The following is a 20333-nucleotide window of genomic DNA, read 5'->3' on the forward strand; positions in this document are numbered from 1 at the left end:
GGTTAGTTATTCACATTCACTTCCTGTAACGGCTGTAATCCCTCCATAAAATCAAGTAAAGATCCTACAGTAAGAAATGCTTTTGGGTCTACCTCATCCTCTGGAACGCATAGCTTTACATCCATTTCTATGTAGACTATGAGTTGTAACATCATTACCGAATCTATATATAAATCTTGGTTTAAACGCATCTTTTCTTCTAAATGCGTTACATTTTTTAGCTCCATTTTTTCTGTCATAATTTTCAACACTTCATTTTTTAATATTTCACGTCTCATGTTGTAACCTCTCCCATCTCTAATAATTTTCTACTTACTTTTCCAGTTTTATTTTTCGGAATTTCAGTTACACTTTCAATCTCATGCGGAACTTTATAAGGTGGTAAATGCTGCATACACCATTCTCTTATTCGCACTGGATCAATATGAGAGATTACTTTCGCTTTAACAATTTCGCCCATCACAGGATGTTTCCCCCGGTATACAATTGCCTCTTGAACACCTTCTAGTCGAAGCATCGTTTCTTCTACCTCTATAGGAAACACTTTTAATCCTGAAACGTTAATCACATCATCCATGCGCCCGACAAAATGAAGGCCACGCTCAGATTTATACCCCAAATCTTTCGTGAAAATTTCTTTATCGTTCATTTTCACTACGATTTCTTCAGGCATATTTTCATCTGAACCTATGCTTATACCCGCATGAGGTAGTGGATTTCCTAAATCTAAATGGCTTTTCATATCATGACATATACTAATACACCCTGCTTCAGAACAACCGTATTGCTGCATCATATATGTTGTCGTTTCTTTTAGTTTATAAAATAATGCTTCTGGCAAAGGCGCTCCAGATGTCATAATTTTATGAAACTGAAACGTTCCTTGCGGGAAACTCCCCATAATATGTAACATAAGTGGTACTGCATATATGATATGTTTTTCTGTATTGCGAACTATATTTAATGCAAATTTAGGGTTTTTATTCGTAATGATGATAGGTTTACTTCCCCTTGTAATTGCAGATAACGTACCACATATGAGTCCGTATGAATGTGAAACAGGAGCCATAACAATCGGCACTTCATCCTCTTCACAGTTTAAAGCTTCATTATAAGCAGTAATCTCTGTATCAACTTCCGTCCATGCTCTACGAATCAGTTTCGGTTCTCCCGTAGTTCCAGAACTATATTGCAATAAAGATGGCTCTTCTAGTAAAGAGTTCACTACTTCTAATTTCGTAAAATCATTATATTCTCTACATAAAATTCCGATACAATTTGCACGCTTTGCCATTTCAATAGCCGTTTCTTTTGGGGTATCTTCATGTATTAGCAATACTGATGCTTTCTTTTCTTTTAAGAAAAACACAAGCGTAATAATATCGAATGGATCTTTCAAACAAAGCGCAAATCTATTTCCTGCTACTTCTTGAAATTGTTCCATCTCCTTATAAACTTGTAATCTCAAATCAAAATCACTTTTACTATACTCTTCTTTATTAACGATTAGCATAATTTCCCCCTGCAGTAACTGATTTTTGTTTCATAAGTTTTCTTGCTTTATACAATGGATTTGGAACTTCATGAACAAGTGATTCCACATCTAAATATAAACGACGCTTCGTCAATTGCTCGGCATAAAAAGTAGGTGTATATAATTGAATCCTTTCAAATCTCTCTTTTAAATGTGGATATTTTCTAAAATGATTTTCAATTTCTTCCACAACCATCATCCAAAAACTTTCTTCTTTCCAATCATATTCATCCGCAAGTACGAAAGCTAATTCTCCTACATTAAATAAGAACAGTGCATCTAATACCATCTCTTGTAAACATTCAATACGGTCCATTTCAAAGAAATCATTCATTTTTCCATTCGCATACGTTTTATGCATTTTAGTAAAGTCCGGACATTTATTTGTTTCTTTTAAGAATGGACGATAAAACTCAAGTCCTTCATGGAAATCCTTTAATGCAATACGGATAGGTAGCCCTTCTTTATGAACTAAAATCATATTTTGTCCATGTGATTCTAATGCGATCCCATGCTCTACAACAAGATGTATAACTGGAATAATTGCTTTTTGAATAAGTAATCGCAACCAATTTTCTATCCCATATTTGTTTAACCATATATCAATAACTGGTGTCCGGTTCTTCTCTTTTGCATATAAACCGTTAAAGGGAACTGCATCTTCTTGCTCATCTAAATAATTATGAACACTTTCACGCCAAATGCACCCTAATGAACCATATGTGGCTTTCTTATTCGTATCATACGTTACACTCGAAAATTCCTTTAACAAAATGATGCGCGATTCATCACTTAAATAAGAATCCTGACTTACGATATCACTTAGCCAATTCGATATAGCTGGTGCACTCGCAACTGAATATGGTTTCAGCGTACGGAGTGTTGAAGTATTAAGCATGTTCAGTGATAACTTTACATATGGTCTCTTTGGATTCGTAATATTTCTTAACGTCCTCATAGATTGTTGCGCACAATAATCGTCCGCTGATCTTCCTAAATACATAATATTTTTATTTTGTATATGATCGGCGTAATTGGGAATGATAAAATTTTCCCACTGCCAAGGATGAACAGGTATAAACACGTACTGCTTTGGATCACATCCCGAACTGTGAATTCGTTCCATATACACTTCTAATGTAGGCTCATCTACCTCACCTTTTAAAATATTGTCATAAATCACTTCATTTTCATAACCTACAGTCGCATATTTCTTATGGGCTGCAATCCATATAAGTTTTATTGGCCTCATAAATTCATATCCATATTGAAAATTGTCACGATATTGAAAACCAATGCGTGCTTTATAGCTAGGATGATATGGATGACCGTCTATTAAATGGCTTTCAAAGTCATCGTATGATTTTTGAGTATATTTCAACTCATTACAGCTCTCGTATTGCGCAATCGTGTCTTTAAATATCGTTTGTTCTAATTCATGAATAAAAGAATGTAATTTCGTTTGTTCTACGTTAACAACTCGAAAAACTTCTTCCAAAAATTGCGAAACTGATTGTATTTCTTGTTTTCCCTCTTGCACTCTTACTATTAATGAATCTATAGAGATACGTCCAAATGTCATTCGCTCTCTTCCGTAACATTCGTACGTAACACTTTTGTTGTCTTCATCGAGTCCTTGTATAAGAAAAAGAATTTGTTCTTCGCTTTCTATACGAACTGGCGTAATGATCCCCTCATAAATTAACGACTCTACTAATTGACGTAACACTCTTCTTCTTACTGAAATGTAATCTTTTGATTCAAGCGCTTTCAATATTTTTGTATGATACATGTCCATTCTCATAACCCCTCCACCTTATGAAAAATACCATTATTTGTATTACGTGAAATTTTAACGTTATTTATGAACGGACAGCCACTTCTCTAACGAGCGGATTCTGTACCTGTACGTAAATCGCTTGTTCTAAAGGGTTACTTAACTCATCAACATCGAAAAATCTCGTTAATAAATTTGCTTTACATGCCAATTTATCCTCTTCTAACAATTCTCTTAAAAAGGTCGAAGGTTCACGGTTATAAGGAAGGAAGGATTCAAGTACAGATCTTAATTCCGAGAGAAGAATTTCCTCCTTAATTAATCCCGCTGTACCAAATCCGTTAATGAGTCCAAACATATGATTGAAAATTAAGTAGTAACGAAATCTTTCATCTACAATATAATCGTCATATAAATTTCCAGTACGTTCTCCAATACCAGCTAACTCATTATTAAGCATCTCTTTCATTGAATTACAGAAATAAAACCCTTGATTATCACGGAAATAATATTTTACTGGGTAACCGTCCTTTAGTTGAACAACACTATTTTGCTGATGAGCTTCTAACGCAACACCATAACGTAAGTACATCCATACCATCGGCTTTAAAGAAATATTCATATATCGTCTAAACCAATCTAAACTTACTTCTTCGCAGGTTCTACTTTCCAAATTTGCTAGTCGATGAATAATATTCGATAAACGAGTACGTTCCCCAGGTATAGCATCTTGAACTAATCCAGCAATTAAAGTAGCGTCATTTGCATGTTCACCATAAAAAGGATTCTCTCGTATAATTACTTCAAATCCAGATTCTTTTGCCCCGTAATTTAATGTAATAAATGCTGGATCACAAATAAAATCAAAGCCCGGGAACTTCTCTAACACTTCACCAATTGCTGTATTTAGCATTTCCTTTCCTTCAAGACCACTCTCTAGTTCCTTCAATTTATTAATACGCATTGAATTTGTTACTTTTACTGGAAATGAAAACTTAAGCATATATTTTGATTTGGGGTGATATAACGTCCTAAGTGATGATGTTGCCATATAATACTTACCGACAGGACCGATATATTCAAGTACGCCTTCATCTATCCAATCCTGTACGTAAGATTGGTGTAATAGCCATTCTGCCTGAAGCGGATGAATTGGAAGTAATGAATATTCATCTTCATTACAATACTTCGATATAAATTCTTTACAAACCATCTCATCATTACATAACTCTTCTTTTAGAATTACTGTTGTAGAATCTAGCAATAATGATTTTTCATTTACTATACTTTTATGTGCCCTAAAATAATGAAGCTGACATTCTCCTTTTAATTCTGGAGAATACATTGCGCTTTTCCATTCCAGAATACCTTGTCTACTCTTTGGAGTTGGATGAGTTAAATGTCCAAATAATAAAGATTGCTCCGCCTCTATAAAGGATGTATGAAAACCGTATAATGCAGATGTATCTTCTTTTCTCTCTTTTGTAAATCCCTCAATATTTTGACAACTACGAATAACTCGAAGCATAAGTTCAGCAGGATTTGTCCCTTCTCCGTAGTTGATAGACATCTCTTTTATTAAGAAGGTAATAACTGTAACGTAATCAGCTTTAATAACAGAATTACTTTCTCCAATTTGATAATAAAACTGTTCTCCAAACAAATGGCGATCTGTTGCTGATTTATATATAACTTCTCCATACAAAGTAACGTTCTGTGCTGATAGCCGACAATATAAATATGTGGGGACTATATCTCTATTCAACGTATTACTGAAGATACTTTTCATTCTTTCATCCTCTGTAATCCATTCTCCACTCCCTGTTTCCCTTAAATAACAGTTTAAAAAACTTTGTAATGTTGCATGTTCTGCGATTTGTTTCGCATGCTGCATGTTGGTCCTCCTCTTTATATTAAAGCTATCGAAATTTTATATAATAAACAACTATTGAATATCGTTATCAATTATGATTCTAATTGATAATGATATTCAATTCAATAGTATATTTCAGAATTTTTTTATCTAATTTAATTTTTCTTGTTTTCTCTCTTTTCTTTAATCTAGTTAAAAACTCACGAAAAAAATACTCAATTTCAAACTACATACTTACTATTTTCATTAGTAATCCATCCAAAATAGTTAAATAAAAGAGGTATACCTTAATTGGTATACCTCTTTTAAACATAAAGTTTACATAATAATATTATTTAAATCTCTCCAACAATATGCTGTCTCTTCTACCTGTACTCGCTCTAAAAATTTTGTATCAATTTTTTCTGGATTAAATTTTTCATAAAACTTTTTAGAAGGGTTATTCGTAACTACCCAAACTAAAAGTGATTGCATATCATTGTTTATACATTCCGATAATAAAGCTTGAAATAACTGTTTTCCTATTTTCATTCCTTGATACGACTGTAAAAGGTAGATCGCATATAATTCCCCATCACAATTATACGCACCACTTCTTTCAACTCCCCCATCAATGAATCCGATTATAGTTCCATCTAACGTCTCTGCTACAAATCTATATTGGTATTTATCTTCTTGTTGAAAAATGTTTTCCCATTGTTTTTCTCGTTGCTCATATGTTATATTTTCTAAAAATTCGTCAGCAAATATCCCTTTATACGTTGTCCTCCAGCTATCAACATGCACCTTTGCTATACCTCGTATATCATCTTTTATCGCTCTTCTAATATGTATTTCCATCATTTCTCCCCCTTTTTATTCATCATTATATCAATTTCTTTCCTTAAAAATCCAAATGAAAAAAGAGTGAATGCACTTCACTCTTTTTTATCACAATTATCTACTTTCCACTTCAACTGAAACAACACGATCAATCTCTTTCAGAGAACTATACAACTCTGTTGTATATAAATCTTCTGGAGCTAAAATAACCATTTCCAGTTGTTGAAATGCTCCACTATCTATATCTTTAATTTTTACGCGTTTCACATGCATACCTAAATTTTTAATTTGCTTAAATATACCATCTAACTCATGATGCTCTTTTACAGTAATTTTTATAGATAAATCCTTTTGTCTTAATGAATACGGACCTGCAATTTTCACGAGTTGTGGAAGTACGTTAATTGCTAAAATAATTAAAATCATAGCAACCGTCGCTTGTAAATAAAATCCTGCCCCAATTGCTATACCTAAAGCTGAGGCAGCCCATACCATAGAAGCTGTCGTTAATCCAGAAATGACATCATTACTTCTTCGTAAAATAACACCTGCCCCAAGAAAACCAATCCCACTCACAATTTGAGCAGCTAGACGCATTGGATCCATATTTGTATGCCCTGGAACAGAATATACATGTACAGCTTCAATTGAAACCATCGTAATTAAACAACTTGCTACAGAAATAACCATACTTGTTTTCACACCAAGCGGTTTATTCTTTAGCTGCCTATCTATCCCGATGAATAATCCTAAAAAGAGTGCTAAACCTAATTTGAGTAAAAATTCATATGACATATTTCCAGTCTCCTTACTTTACAATGTTTCCCTTGGAATAATTCACTATAACTCTTTTATGATATCAATTCCAGTCTTTTCTATTCATTCAACGTAAAAAACCGAAAAAACATTTGTAACGATGTTTCTCCGGCTTTTTATTACGCTTAAGATTCTTCTTTATTTCTGATCTTTAATCTTAATCTCTGCATCTTTGTAGAATGCTAATTTACTGTCATTATACTCTTTTGTAAAATTGTTAAATTGCTCTTTTGATTTTTGTGCTTCCACAGTTAATTCATTAACAGCCTTAACTTTTTCACCAATCTCTTTTAATTTCGTTTCTTTTACTTTTAATTTTTCATACAGTTCTTTTTCAGTCGCTAACGCCTTCGTATAATTTTCATTCATCTTTTGGAATGCATCATAACGGTTTTTATACGACTCTTCTACTACTTTCGCTTGTTTTTGTAACTTCTTATCTTCAAGCTTCTCTATATTTCCTTGAACAGATTTTGTTTCTTTCTGAGCTTTTTCTAGCATTTCTTTCTCATTTTTCAATACTTTTTCACGGTCATCTATATTTGCAGTAGCTTGCTCTATTTTCTTCATAACAGCGTCATTATGATCTTTACCTTCTTGTAAAATTTGAGAATATAGTTCTTGACCTTCATTCTCTAATTTCTCTAACTTTTTCGCTTCATCAACTAAAGATTTTTCTTGTGTTGCTGCTGTTTCAAAAGCCGTATATAGATTTTCTTCAGGTTTTTCACCGAAACAACCTGATAATAACCCTACTGATAACGCTCCAACCACTGCTACTTTTCCATACTTCAACGTTCATTCCTCCATTACATACGGTTATCATGCCAGAAGTTCACTGGGAAGTGACTCTCTTCATGATAAGCTTCAAACTCATAACCCTTTTCTTTTAAGCCCTTTAAAATTGCTGGTACTGCAGCTACTGATTGCGGGTGAATGTCATGCATTAAAATAACTTCCTGTGGTTTTGTTGCATTTGTTAATACATTTTGAGCAATTTGTGCTGCTGCTGCATCAACTGGTACTTTACTGTATCTCCAGTCTTCAGTATCAATTGTCCAGTCCCATACTTTCAAACCGGCGTCTACCACTTTATCTCGAAGCCCCTCATTTAAACCGCTCGAACCGTAAGGTGGACGTGTTAACTTAGGGGATTTACCAATAATATTTGCAATCAAACTTTGGTCTTCTTTCATTTCATTTACATACTCGCCATTTTTATATAGCTTTGCATAATTATGTGTCATACTATGCATACCTACATAATGACCTTCTGCGTTTTCACGTTTTACTAAATCAGGAAACTGTTTCACATTCGCACCAATTAAAAAGAACGTCGCCTTCGCATCATGCTGTTTTAACATATTTAACAATTCAGCCGTATATTTCCCAGGGCCATCATCAAATGTAAGATAAGCAACTTTTCTTTCTTTTCCATTAAAACGACTTGGTGCCGTTTTATTCATTTCTACTTTCGGTTGTTCACTTGCAAGCTGTACTACGTTTTCTTGTTTTGCAACAGCCTTTGCTGGTGAAGTAATGGATTGAAACATGAAATACCCAATAGCTACTGCTGCAATCGCTATTAAAACGACTACTACTCGTTTAATTTTTAAAGCTTTTTCCATTCTATCGAATTCCTCTCCCTATTAATCTTATATATAAATCACCCAATATAATTACACATCTATTTATTTTATTACACTATATAAACAGACTTTATATGTATTATAATGGGATTTATATTGAAATGGTTGTTCCTATTTTTGACGATAGCTAAATCAAGACCAGCATCTGTAGTACGGTTATGAATCTGGTAAAATGACTGTTCTATATATGGTATATACTCTGCAGTAATTCCAATCTCTTCGTCTTTCACCTTTATTACTGATTGTCCTACATTTGTAGTCGCTTTAATGTGAATTGTACCTTTTCATGTGAATATTTAATAGCCTTATGAACAATATTCAAGAAAATATGCTTTAGCCTATTTCAATCTCCCATCAACTCAATTCTTTCTATCGTATGAATAAATTGAATTTGTTTCTCTTCAGCATTAGGAGTTAATTGCCAAATCATCTCCTCTAGTATATCGTATATTTACCCCTTTTGTTTATATAAATTAAAAAGATTTAAGTATAATTTTTCTAAAATATAAAATCGTTACAGAAAAGTTACAAATCCATTCGATAAAAAAAGATTGGCAAAGGCCAATCTTTTTTATTATTCGTTTCGAACTGGTTTTGGTGTTACACCTAAATGCTGATTCAATTTATTTGAAATGTCTTTCACATTTTTTTCATTTGGAATGTAATAATAAATACCACCGATACGTTTATCCGTACCTTCAATTTGCATTTTTTCCATTTCCAAGTTAGATCCTGCCATATTTTTTGTAATTGCAAGCATATCATCGAAAGTTAAGTTCGTTTTCATATTGTTATCAACCGCATCAAGTAAAGAGCCCATTTTGCTAATTGATTGGACAGACATCGCTTTCTTAGCAATTGCTTCTATTACAAGTTGTTGTCTTTGTCCACGCATTGCATCACTATCAATTTTACGCGTTCTTGCAAGTGCAAGTGCTTGTTCTCCATTTAAATGTTGGAAGCCTTTTTCTAAATGAATCATACCTGCTTGGTCTTTACTATCTTGCTCTGTGAAAGTAACTGGTACATCAATATCAATACCACCAAGTGAATCGACAATTTGTACGAATGATTCGAAGTTAAACTTCACATAATAATCAACAGGAACATTTAAAAATCTTTCCACAGTATCTCGTGTACTTTCAACACCACCAAATACGTGTGCGTGGGTAATTTTATCTAATTTTTTTCTAGATGGAATATAAACACGTGAATCACGCGGAATACTTACTAATTTAACTGACTTATCATCTTTATTAATTGTCGCTAATAAAAGTGCATCTGTTCGAACTGCCTCACCGTATTGACTTTTTCGCATTTCACTACCATCTACACCCATAATTAAAATGGAGATGTTATCCTTTAAAGGCTCAACTTCTTTATCACGTTTTGATGATTTATCAATTTTTGCATACGCATCACTTACAACTGCTTTTGCTTTATTATATATTAACGATCCATACCCTACTCCTCCAAAAATAAGTAAGAACAATGGAATTATAATGAACCATTTTATCGACTTTCTTTTAGAACGTTTTTTTCTGCTTCTCGTATTTTGTTCTAATTCAGAGCTCATATCCATTCGCCTCTCTTTCTCTTTCCCTAGTATAATGTATGTCTAGTATTCTTCATATTGAATTTCCTTTCAATTACCTTACAATTTTGTAAGGTTACTGCATGAATCCAATATGTACTCCATTTCACATTATACTCTCGTACTTATTTTTAGCAAGTCACTATTTTCCAACTTCAAATATTTAGCACTTCAAAACATCCTAAATTACAGATTTATAAATGTATTTATTTCGAATCGCTCGATTTCCACCTAAAAAGTCCGCAAGATTAAAGAACAAAATTAGTAATGCAACAATACATTTCATACTATTTCTCAAGTGGTGTATACATTGTTTTCTTCCCATAATTATTAATGATAGCGGATTTTGCTTTTAGTTTCGTCTTGTCTATTTCTATTTCTTCATTCGAGAAATTCACAATAATTTTAATATCTTTTCCATAAGAAGCAGATTGAACTAATTTATCTTCTGACAAATATGCAAAGTTCGTCATTTCTTCTTTTACTGCCTTTTCATGAACTTCATTCCAAACTTTCAGATGGTGCGTAATTTCTTGCTTATGCTTTTTCCACTCTACTTCATCTAAATGGTACAACGGCGGAACGTTATACAATAATTCGTATAGCATACGGTTTCCTACTTCATCTTTTACTTTCAAACTTCCCCATTCCCAGTGGTGTGTTGTAATAACTGAATCATTGTATACTAATTTATATAAAGGTACCGAATATACTGGATTTAAATATACTTGTTTATATTCTTCTTTTAACGGTACTTGTTTTGCATATTTTTCTGGAACATTTTGATTCGGTGACCAATACCCACCCACATAATACGGACTTGTTTTGTTTTTCCTCATATCTTCATCGTCCCATTTAATAACAGGTGTTTCAATGCCGTGAGCAAATGCAATCGTGCTACTTGCAAAATCATTTCCACCCTCAGATCCAACTACCATACCTTTTTCTTGCGCAATATAATCCATACGTTGCAACCTTGCTTTTAAATCTTGTTCTTGTGTCGTTATATGTTTAGCCGAATAGTCATCGTAAATTTCCCCTGTTGCATCACAATCAATAAACCATGAATTGTATTTAGGCCCATTTTGTAATATATCGTTCATTCGCTCTTTTACACTAGGAAGAGATAAAGTTGGATTTAATTTTCGCCCTCTTCCTAAAAACCCTTGCACCTTTTCACCATTTTTCTTCGTCACAGTTGCCTCTTCATATAACGATGGATCATGAAAAGAAGCTGTATTCCAATTTTTATCAGCTTTTTCGTGAATAGAATGGTAAGAATCATACGGACCAACTAAATATCCCATTTTCTTAGCTTCTGTCACGAAATTAGGCTGCATATAGCCTTGTTCCCAGTTTGGTAAACCAATCCACGCATTGTCTATTCCTGCCGCTTTCATTTCCTTTATAATATCTGTTCCATCTGCCTTACCCCATTTACTTACGTCTTCAATCGCATCACCGAGCGCTGATTTTAATACATGCTTATTTAAGTTATATAACTCCATGTTCGATAAATGATCTACACCTTTGTTTAATAACTCACTAGCGTTCTGATCAACTTTTTGGAAAATATCCTCCTTATACAATTCCTTCATTGATAATACTTCATTTATATAACGCAAAATCACATTTTTTTGGTACTTATCAATGAAATCTTGTTTACTTACTTGCTCAAATACATTCAGCTCCCCAGGCTCTGAACTATTCTTTTGAATAAGCTCTTTTATATGACTGAACACAGGACTATTTATTTGCTCTCTTATCTTCGGCCAATTTACGTTACTGTCAGACAAACCATTTTGATTCCAAAAATAAAAATGAGCCGCACCATAAAGTTTTTCAATCTCTTTATTTTTTCTAGCTTTTTCTTGTAATGTTTTAAATTCACCTTTTCCAGCAATATTATCCTTATACAGTTTAGCAATACTGACTGCATCATTATTTGTCACATATAATTGAAATCCATATGTTTTATTTTTATTTATACTCGGGAATTCATGTATAAAATCAAATCCTATTTTCGGATCCGCATGAAATTTCAATTCATTATTAAACATATTGTTCACAATATATACAATGGAATATTTCGAACCATTTAACGCAAAAAACTTCATAGAAAATGATTCAGCAAATGAATATGCATCATCCTTTAAAAACTTCTTCCAATTTTCATCATTACTCGGAATTCGCTTTCCTTCCCATAACGGAAGTGTATAATTTTCAGCTTGTACTTTCGGCCATGTGAAGCTTTCTGCACCAATTGATTCCACTTCAATATTTAAATGATCTTTTTTCTTTTCTACATTCACTTTTACTTGTTGATCTGGATATTCCCAAGATGTACGCCCCTCGTCTTTTTTTACATTCGACACCTTCATTTTCGGTAACGGCTGTGACGCCTGTTCCTTTACACCATCATGTTCTACCGTTAACGTGAAAGTCTCTGGATTTACATCGTAAGTAAATTCTTTATACGTCGCTTTCTTTATTTTAGACTCTTGTACAGCATTATTACCTTTTACATCACACCCGACTAAAGTCGAAAATGACATAGTTGTAAGAAGACATATCGCTATCATTTTTTTCATCTTCTGCACCTCCACCACTGAATATACAGGGGATTTGTTACAGGAATGTGGCAAAAAAATAGAACCAGCATAACGCTAGCTCTATTTTCCGTATTAAGAATAAATTTATATGGACAACTTTAACCTGCTTAAAATATATGTAATACAATAACCGTGTTTTTTCATCCTCACTACTTATAAAAGCAAATAATACTAAGCTTTAGCATGCATTTCTTAACTAAAAAAATAAGTGTATATAATATAACCTAACACTAGCACTACAATTACTAGCGCTGTACCTTTCCAATTCATACCACCCGCCATATCAACTGGACTACCTGTTTCAGCTCTGTTGAGTCCATCATGTAAAGAACCGGTAGGATTATTTTTCAATTCACTTTGCCTTATACGTTCTCTATTCTCTTCTGGTGACTCTTTCTTCATACGATCACCTCCAATTGAATACACCCTTTACTAAATTATACATTATTACTTTTCTTTTATATGCCAACTGAAAAGATATTTACAACAAAAAAAGCTAGCAATGCTAGCTTTTTTATAGCCCTATATGTTCTTCTTTATTTACAGTAATTCCTCTATGATCGATTTCTAGCTCACACACTTTCATTGACGTAAATACTCTCGCTAATTGCTCAGCAATTTCTTGACGTTTATCATATGGCGTTAATATAAAAATAGATGGGCCTGCACCACTAAGCGCTGTGCCGTATGCTCCAAATTCTTTTGCACATTTACGAATAGATGGTAATAACGGGACCAGTTCTAAACGAAATGGCTCGTGAAAATGATCTCTTTCCATCATTTCACCTACAACTTCCCACTTCTTTTGACAAAACGCGGCTACTAATACATTGCTTATTGCACTAGCCTTAACAGCTTCATGAAACGGAAACACATCTGGTAATACAGATCGGCTTTCCTCTGTATTTAACTCTTCATTCGGAATAAGAGAAATTACGCCTAATTCCTTACTTTCGATTCTTACAACCGAAACATTCTTTCCATCAAGTGCTCCGATTACAGTTCCTCCTAATATAGAAGCAGCAACATTATCTGGATGTCCTTCAAAATTTGTAGCAATTTGAACTTTTCGATCAGTTGTTAAGTTCAAATTGCCAAGTTGATTCGCAAGCTCTATCCCAGCTACAATTGCTGATGCACTACTTCCTAGGCCTCTTGTTAGCGGGATATTACTAGTAACTTCTATTATATGGGGTGATAAAGAAGGACATACTTTACATGCCGTGCTAACGATTAAATTTTTATCGTCTGCCGGAATTGACTCTTCAAAGGAGTGGATCACTTGCCATTTATCAGCCTTCTCTTTTACTACTACATTTAAATACAATGACAAAGCTATTCCCACTGAATCAAATCCAGGCCCAACATTCGCTGTACTAGCAGGAACACGAATACTTAATGGTATCACGACATAATCACCCCTTTAATATGCTCTTTAATTTGTTCTATATTATTTGAAACAGTTGCAATGTCTAATGTATTAGAAGAAATTGCGATATCAGGATCTTTCAACCCGTTTCCAGTTAATACTGCAACAACTGTTTCTCCTTTTTTGATTTTTCCAGATTGAACATGTTTAATTACGCCGGCTAATGAAGCATTTGATCCTGGCTCAGCGAAAACCCCTTCCGATTTTGCTAATAATCTATACGCATGTAAAATTTCTTCATCTGATACCATATCTATTTCACCATGAGACTGTTCGGCGGCCTCTACGGCATATGACCAACTTGCTGGGTTACCGATGCGAATTGCTGTTGCAATTGTTTCAGGTTCTTCAATGACATGTCCTTTTACAATTGCTGCTGCTCCTTCCGCTTCAAACCCGTGAATTCTTGGCTTCTTATAGCCTTTTTCTTTCTCATATTCACAGAAACCTTTCCAGTACGCTGTAATATTTCCAGCATTCCCAACAGGAATCGCTAAAACATCTGGTGCACTTTGCAACTGATCACAAATTTCAAATGCTGCTGTTTTTTGCCCTTCAATTCGATAAGGATTCACTGAGTTTACTAATGTAATCGGCTCTTCCGCAGCGATATTTCTTACAGCCTTAAGTGCATCATCAAAATTTCCTTCTATTGAAATGATTTCAGCTCCGTAAGCAACTGCTTGCGCTAATTTTCCGTGAGCAATCTTTCCTTCTGGGATTACGATAATACATTTCATTCCAAGGCGTGCCGCGTATGCTGCGGCCGATGCTGATGTATTACCTGTTGACGCACAAATGATTGCCTCTGAACCTTCTTCTTTCGCCTTCGCAACAGCCATTACCATACCACGATCTTTAAAAGAACCTGTCGGATTCGCTCCTTCATACTTACCGTATAACTGAATTCCTAATTTTTTTGATATATTTAATAACGGAATAAGCGGTGTATTCCCTTCCATTAAGCTAATATCGGGTGTATTTTCATTCACCGGTAAATAAGAATTATACTGTTTTAATAATCCTTTATACATATTGTTTTTCCTCCTCAATAATGTAGTAGCTATTTATTTCACTTGCGACATCTTCTATCGCTCCTAAAACTCGTTCAAATTGATACTTTGAAGTCTGATGTGTCACAACAACAACTTCTGCAAGTTCACGATTTAAAGGTAATTGAATAACTTCTTTTAAACTTACAGAATAATTAACGAAACATTCCGTTATTTTTTGTAACATCCCAGGTTCATCTCGTAATGAAATACGTAAGAAATATTTCGAAACGACTTCTTCATCCCCTTGTAACTCATATGGCTCTGGTTCTTTTAACACACTTTTATTTTTCGGAACTTGATTCATATTTTTAACGATTGAAATAATATCACTTACTACAGCAGAACCAGTCGGCAATTTTCCAGCTCCAGGTCCGTAAAACATTACTTCTCCTACTGCTTGACCGTGAACATATACTGCATTAAATTCATTATTTACATTCGATAATGGATGATGACTTGGTAAAAGAGTCGGTTCTACACTTAAATGAATGGCTGATCCTTGTTTCTCTGCCTTACCAATTAATTTCATAGTAAATCCTAACTTTTCAGCCATTTGTAAATCTTCTTTTTCGACCTTTCGAATCCCTCTTACTTGCACATCATCTAAAGAAACATTCATCGAAAAACCTAAGTTTGCAAGAATGGCTACCTTTCTTGCCGCATCTAACCCATCTACATCCGCTGTTGGATCCGATTCTGCGAAACCTAATTTTTGCGCTTCTTGTAAAGCCTCTTCATACGACCATCCATTTTGACTCATCTTTGTTAACATGTAATTTGTTGTTCCATTTACAATTCCCATTATTTTTTCAATGTGATCTGAAGCTAATCCGTCTGTTAACCCTCTTAACACTGGAATACCGCCCGCTACACTTGCTTCATAACATAAATCACAATCATTATCGTTTGCCAGTTGGAGAAGTTCTGCACCGTATACAGCCATTAAATCCTTATTTGCTGTTACGACATGTTTCTCATTTCGTAAAGCCTTAACAATATGCTGCTTTGCTTCTTCAATTCCGCCCATTACCTCTACTACAATATCAATATTTGGATCATTTAGAACTTCATCGACATGACTTGTTACTACGATCCCATCAATGCAAACATCACGTTCTTTTTCTAAGTCACGTACAACGACTGTCTTTACCTTCACTTCATACCCTGTATCAAGTGCAATTTTTTTATAATGTTCTTTCAAAATATGGACAACACCACTTCCGACCGTACCTAAGCCTAACACCCCAACATTAATAACGTTATTCATCTTCTAATCTCCTCCTACAACCTTATTTTTTATCTCGATCAATCACCTTGCTCTGCTTTTTAATCATGCAGGTGGTGGTTATTTCCGTACTTACAAATCGTTTCATGTTACAGCACCTCCTTTCAAAGTAATAAAAAAACACACTCATCCCTAGGAAAGGGACGAATGTGTTTTCGTGGTTCCACCCTTGTTCCAACCCAGACTTATTTCCTTCTAGATTGCTCAAGTTCAGATAACGGCTGATTCCGTCAATAATTACTAGATTACTCGTTCACTATTGAAGTTCAAAGGTGGTAAAATCATTTCTCGTGTTAGGAAGCTCACACCCTTGACTTCCCTCTCTGTAAACCGTAAAAATGATTTCATGTCCTTATCGATACTTTTTCGTTCATGTCTATTTGTTAACTTATTATAGTTATCAATTTTTTAAAAAGCAAGCCTATTTTTACTAACTATTTTCAAAATCATTTTTCATTATATTTCACAATAACATTTTACAACTGTCGCTCGATTTACCTATTTTGCAATTCACCCCAGCTTTTAAATCAACAGTTCATATATAAATATCCCATTTTAAAACGCGTACATATCCACCTTACAAAACTATATTAATAAAGTTTTTTCAATACAATCTTTTCGTATAACTTTCTTCTAAAGAACGGGCAACATCTTCTTCTGAAGCATTCACTTTCGCATGCTCCAACAACATTTTTGCTGCTGAAGGTAACTCTTTTTTATTTAACCAAGATTCTGGATTCCACATATTAGAACGAATAAAAGCTTTTGCACAATGAATATAGCATTCCTCTACTTCCACAACAATTCCAAGTGACGGATTGCGTCTATTCGCCTGCATTTCTTGCAAAATTTCTTCATCGTTTGTAATATATGCTCGGCCATTTATTCGGAGCGTCTCCCCAAGACCAGGGATCAAAAAGAGTAACCCTACGTGTGGATTTGAAATAATATTCAAAATGGAGTCTATACGACGATTGCCTGGTCTTTCTGGAATGATAATTTTATTATTATTTAATACGTATACAAATCCAGGTGCGTCTCCTCTCGGCGAAGCATCACACTTTCCTAATTTATTTGCAGTAGATAATACTAGAAAAGGAGATTTGGCCAGAAAATCTATACAATGGTGGTCTAAGGATGAAATAACTTTTTTCAAAGCTCGCTCACTTGGTTGCCCTAATATTTCCCGTAATTCTTCCTCTGCTGAAATAATCGATTTTATTTCCTTACTTTCTATTCCCACGTATACGCACCCCTTTTTCTTTATTTTCCCAAAATTCAATACTAATATTGTATAATAAAATTTGCAGAAAGGGGAATTTAAATGACAGAGTGGTTAACAATATTTGACACTAAAAGAAATATACTCGGGAAGAAATTACGTGATGAAGTGCATCGTGACGGTGATTGGCACGAAACATTTCATTGTTGGTTTGTAGAAAAAGATACTGAAGATATGTTTTTATATTTCCAATTACGCTCTAAAAATAAAAAAGAAGCTCCGAACATTTGGGACATTACTTCAGCTGGACATATTATGCATGATGAAGAAGTAGAAAGTGGCGGTCTTCGTGAAATTGAAGAAGAATTAGGGCTTTCCTTTCAAACTACTGATTTAGCATACAAAGGAATCTTTAAAATAGATTATGAAATTTCAAACCTTACGGATCGCGAGTTTTGTCATATGTATTTTCACAATGTCATCAATCGACTTCCATTCGCACCAGGTGAAGAAGTAGACGATGTGATGAAAATACATGCAACCTCTTTTCTACAACTATTAAAAAGAGAGATTCCATCTTTTACGGCTATTTCTGTTTTAAACAATAAACCGATAACTATAACATTTGAAGATATTTATCCATATGATCTTGCATACTATGAATTTGTTATAAAGCAAGGAAAAGACTTACTAGAAAATAATAGTTTATAAATAAAATAGGACTCCCATTTTAAAGTACTTGGGAGTCCTATTCTTAATAGTGGCTGATTGACAATACCCGACTGATTTAAACTCCAATTTATTTTCTCTCTTTCGATGTTTGGAACATACTTGGCAGCGTTACAAAGCGTGCCCCTTTCGTTTTTAACTGTGGAACCATTTCGTCTAGCGCATCTACAGATCCTTGCAAATGCCCACCTGGTGTTGAATGCTGAAGTATGACACTACCAGGAAATGAATTCCCTAACACATTATTTGTGATCGTGTCAGCACTTACACCTTTCCAATCAACTGTATCAACACTCCACTGTACAATCATAAAATTTTGCTCTGTTGCCCACTTCAATTGATTTTCAAGTATTTCACCGTATGGTGGACGAATAAACTTCGGTGCATAGCCAGCTAAACGATTTAATATTTCTTCTGTTTTTATAATTTGATTACGGTACTCCGCCTCATTTACTTTCGCTAAGTTCGGATGGCTATACGTATGATTACCAATTACATGCCCTTCATTCGCAATACGCTTTACTACATTCGGAAACTTTTCTGCATTTTCACCAAGTAAGAAAAAAGTAGCTTTTACATTATGTTGTTTTAACTTATCTAAAATTTTCGGCGTAAATTCTAAATCTGGTCCATCATCAAATGTAAGAGCGACTTCCGCCTTATTGTATGGTCCTGAAAATGCATACGCATATTTTTCGACCCACGAAAATGGTGTCCACGATCCACGCTCATCTGCTCGCAGTTTTACTTCATAGTTTTGCGGGATATATGCGTTTGGCAATGAACTTATATAGTCTCCATAATAAAATGAGTTATATGGCATATATCCATACGAAACATCTCGTTCTAGTCCCCATTGATATGGAGCAAATATTTCTGGCGAATAAAAATAATACATGATAAAAACCTCCCTAAAGTTTCATATGTGATTCACCTGCACTTTGTTAGAGAAATTCCTATTCATGAACAAAAATAAGACTGTCCCTAATTAGGACAGTCTTACTGCTTTATATTATTAATAAATCGATGCACTATCTTTCGGCAAAGCTTTCACATGTTTTAAATAGCTTGTCACTCTGTCCTCATCACCTTGCGGGTACTGATATCCATATGTGTTAGCAATTTCGTTCGCTACTTCCCTAAATAAATTACCCATGACAAAGAATGACTCCCATATGTTTTCATATTCTGCATTAGAAAAAGTCCTTTTAAATTGCTCCCACATATCTTTTTCCATATGTTGCTCGAAATGCTTCCCAAACTTTCCTGCATTAACTGTAAAGTCTGTTTTCATACCAATATGCCATTCTAGCATTACAATTAACATATCTCGTACTGGGCCATCAAGCATCCCTTTCACATAAGAAAGTTCCTCTCTCCATAACCCTTTTGCCACATTCGTACTACACCACCCAAATTCATTACAGCAATCTAAAAAATCTTTTTCTGTAGGCTTTTTTATTAAGTAATCCCTATCGCTTGCTGGTAGAAATTCATTCATACCATCATCTTTATCAAGAAGCAGTTTACTTAAACTATCTTGCCCAACGAACTTATTTATCAAATCAAATGGAACTAGCGTTAAATCAATTCGATTTCCATCCATGAACTGCATTAAATACGGAAATTTCCCGTCTTCATCTGCTGGAAGTAACGACATTTCTTCTGGCATTTGCACAATCATAATTTCTCCAAATCTATGAATCCAATTATGATTTGACGTAAAAGATTGTATATCATTTACAACATACATAATGTCATAGTCTTGAAAACAATCTTTTTTCACATTTGGATTTACACGTGATCCATTCATGATGACAGCTCGAACTCTTCCATCCTCTTTCGCTGTATCCATAATTAAGTCTAACATTTCTTTTTCAGTTCTCATCTATTCCTAACCTCCAATTTTTATATTAACTTATATTTTTATGCGTGT

18 protein-coding genes, 1 pseudogene and 1 other annotated feature are annotated in these 20333 nt (G+C 34.2%); of the genes and pseudogenes, 1 reads left to right on the plus strand and 18 read right to left on the minus strand.

Going from position 1 to position 20333, the window contains the following annotated elements; all coding sequences use genetic code 11:
• Positions 1-2: 2 nt before the first annotated feature.
• The 16 genes and pseudogenes from asbD to F8162_RS24965 all read right to left on the minus strand — a co-directional run bounded on the left by asbD (position 3) and on the right by F8162_RS24965 (position 17689).
• On the minus strand, positions 3-278 hold the full coding sequence (gene asbD / locus F8162_RS24890) for a petrobactin biosynthesis protein AsbD (RefSeq protein ID WP_151630756.1): 276 nt from the start codon (positions 276-278) through the stop codon (positions 3-5).
• On the minus strand, positions 275-1513 hold the full coding sequence (gene asbC / locus F8162_RS24895) for a 3,4-dihydroxybenzoic acid-AMP ligase AsbC (RefSeq protein ID WP_151630757.1): 1239 nt from the start codon (positions 1511-1513) through the stop codon (positions 275-277). The genes asbD and asbC overlap by 4 nt, the downstream gene beginning before the upstream one ends.
• On the minus strand, positions 1500-3338 hold the full coding sequence (locus tag F8162_RS24900) for an IucA/IucC family protein (protein ID WP_151630758.1): 1839 nt from the start codon (positions 3336-3338) through the stop codon (positions 1500-1502). Before F8162_RS24900 ends, asbC begins: the two co-directional genes overlap by 14 nt.
• Before the next feature lie 58 nt (positions 3339-3396).
• A complete protein-coding gene (locus F8162_RS24905; RefSeq protein ID WP_151630759.1) occupies positions 3397-5205 on the minus strand; it encodes an IucA/IucC family protein in 1809 nt (602 codons plus the stop codon).
• A 297-nt stretch (positions 5206-5502) separates the two neighbouring features.
• Positions 5503-6024, minus strand: a complete 522-nt coding sequence (locus F8162_RS24910; protein ID WP_151631743.1) for a GNAT family N-acetyltransferase — start codon at positions 6022-6024, stop codon at positions 5503-5505.
• A gap of 96 nt (positions 6025-6120) precedes the next feature.
• The gene (locus F8162_RS24915; RefSeq protein WP_000119503.1) at positions 6121-6801 is read right to left on the minus strand and encodes an MgtC/SapB family protein; all 681 of its coding nucleotides are present in this window, start codon (positions 6799-6801) and stop codon (positions 6121-6123) included.
• Positions 6802-6960: 159 nt separating this feature from the next.
• On the minus strand, positions 6961-7617 hold the full coding sequence (locus F8162_RS24920) for a YkyA family protein (protein ID WP_151630760.1): 657 nt from the start codon (positions 7615-7617) through the stop codon (positions 6961-6963).
• 14 nt (positions 7618-7631) lie between these two features.
• Positions 7632-8450, minus strand: coding sequence for a peptidoglycan-N-acetylglucosamine deacetylase (locus F8162_RS24925; RefSeq protein WP_151630761.1), 819 nt, complete (start codon positions 8448-8450; stop codon positions 7632-7634).
• A 71-nt stretch (positions 8451-8521) separates the two neighbouring features.
• Positions 8522-8967: pseudogene (locus F8162_RS24930) on the minus strand (ATP-binding protein); the annotation flags it as partial.
• Positions 8968-9045: 78 nt separating this feature from the next.
• Positions 9046-10053 (minus strand): LCP family protein, encoded by a 1008-nt coding sequence (locus tag F8162_RS24935; protein ID WP_192797665.1) that lies wholly within the window; start codon positions 10051-10053, stop codon positions 9046-9048.
• Positions 10054-10352: 299 nt separating this feature from the next.
• Complete coding sequence (locus F8162_RS24940) at positions 10353-12656, minus strand: glycoside hydrolase (protein WP_225990182.1); 2304 nt, start codon at positions 12654-12656, stop codon at positions 10353-10355.
• Between the two features lie 213 nt (positions 12657-12869).
• Positions 12870-13079: a DUF6366 family protein gene (locus F8162_RS24945; protein WP_151630764.1), complete on the minus strand. Its 210-nt coding sequence runs from the start codon at positions 13077-13079 to the stop codon at positions 12870-12872.
• A gap of 112 nt (positions 13080-13191) precedes the next feature.
• Complete coding sequence (thrB, locus tag F8162_RS24950; protein ID WP_151630765.1) at positions 13192-14085, minus strand: homoserine kinase; 894 nt, start codon at positions 14083-14085, stop codon at positions 13192-13194.
• Complete coding sequence (gene thrC / locus F8162_RS24955) at positions 14082-15140, minus strand: threonine synthase (protein ID WP_151630766.1); 1059 nt, start codon at positions 15138-15140, stop codon at positions 14082-14084. Before thrC ends, thrB begins: the two co-directional genes overlap by 4 nt.
• Positions 15133-16428 (minus strand): homoserine dehydrogenase, encoded by a 1296-nt coding sequence (locus tag F8162_RS24960; RefSeq protein WP_151630767.1) that lies wholly within the window; start codon positions 16426-16428, stop codon positions 15133-15135. The genes thrC and F8162_RS24960 overlap by 8 nt, the downstream gene beginning before the upstream one ends.
• A gap of 154 nt (positions 16429-16582) precedes the next feature.
• Positions 16583-16814, minus strand: a binding site (T-box leader).
• 236 nt (positions 16815-17050) lie between these two features.
• Complete coding sequence (locus F8162_RS24965; RefSeq protein WP_151630768.1) at positions 17051-17689, minus strand: pyridoxamine 5'-phosphate oxidase family protein; 639 nt, start codon at positions 17687-17689, stop codon at positions 17051-17053.
• 81 nt (positions 17690-17770) lie between these two features.
• Between F8162_RS24965 and F8162_RS24970 the strand changes: the two genes are divergently transcribed.
• Positions 17771-18379: an NUDIX hydrolase gene (locus F8162_RS24970; protein WP_151630769.1), complete on the plus strand. Its 609-nt coding sequence runs from the start codon at positions 17771-17773 to the stop codon at positions 18377-18379.
• 88 nt (positions 18380-18467) lie between these two features.
• Here F8162_RS24970 and F8162_RS24975 read toward each other — a convergent pair whose 3' ends face one another.
• Together F8162_RS24975 and F8162_RS24980 are read right to left on the minus strand one after the other, a co-directional pair.
• Entirely contained in the window at positions 18468-19295 is an 828-nt protein-coding gene (locus tag F8162_RS24975) for a peptidoglycan-N-acetylglucosamine deacetylase (protein ID WP_151630770.1), read from the minus strand.
• 117 nt (positions 19296-19412) lie between these two features.
• Entirely contained in the window at positions 19413-20285 is an 873-nt protein-coding gene (locus F8162_RS24980) for an aminoglycoside 6-adenylyltransferase (RefSeq protein ID WP_151630771.1), read from the minus strand.
• Positions 20286-20333: the final 48 nt, after the last annotated feature.

Source organism: Bacillus sp. CH140a_4T, assembly GCF_008923725.1.
Classification (GTDB): Bacteria; Bacillota; Bacilli; order Bacillales; family Bacillaceae_G; genus Bacillus_A.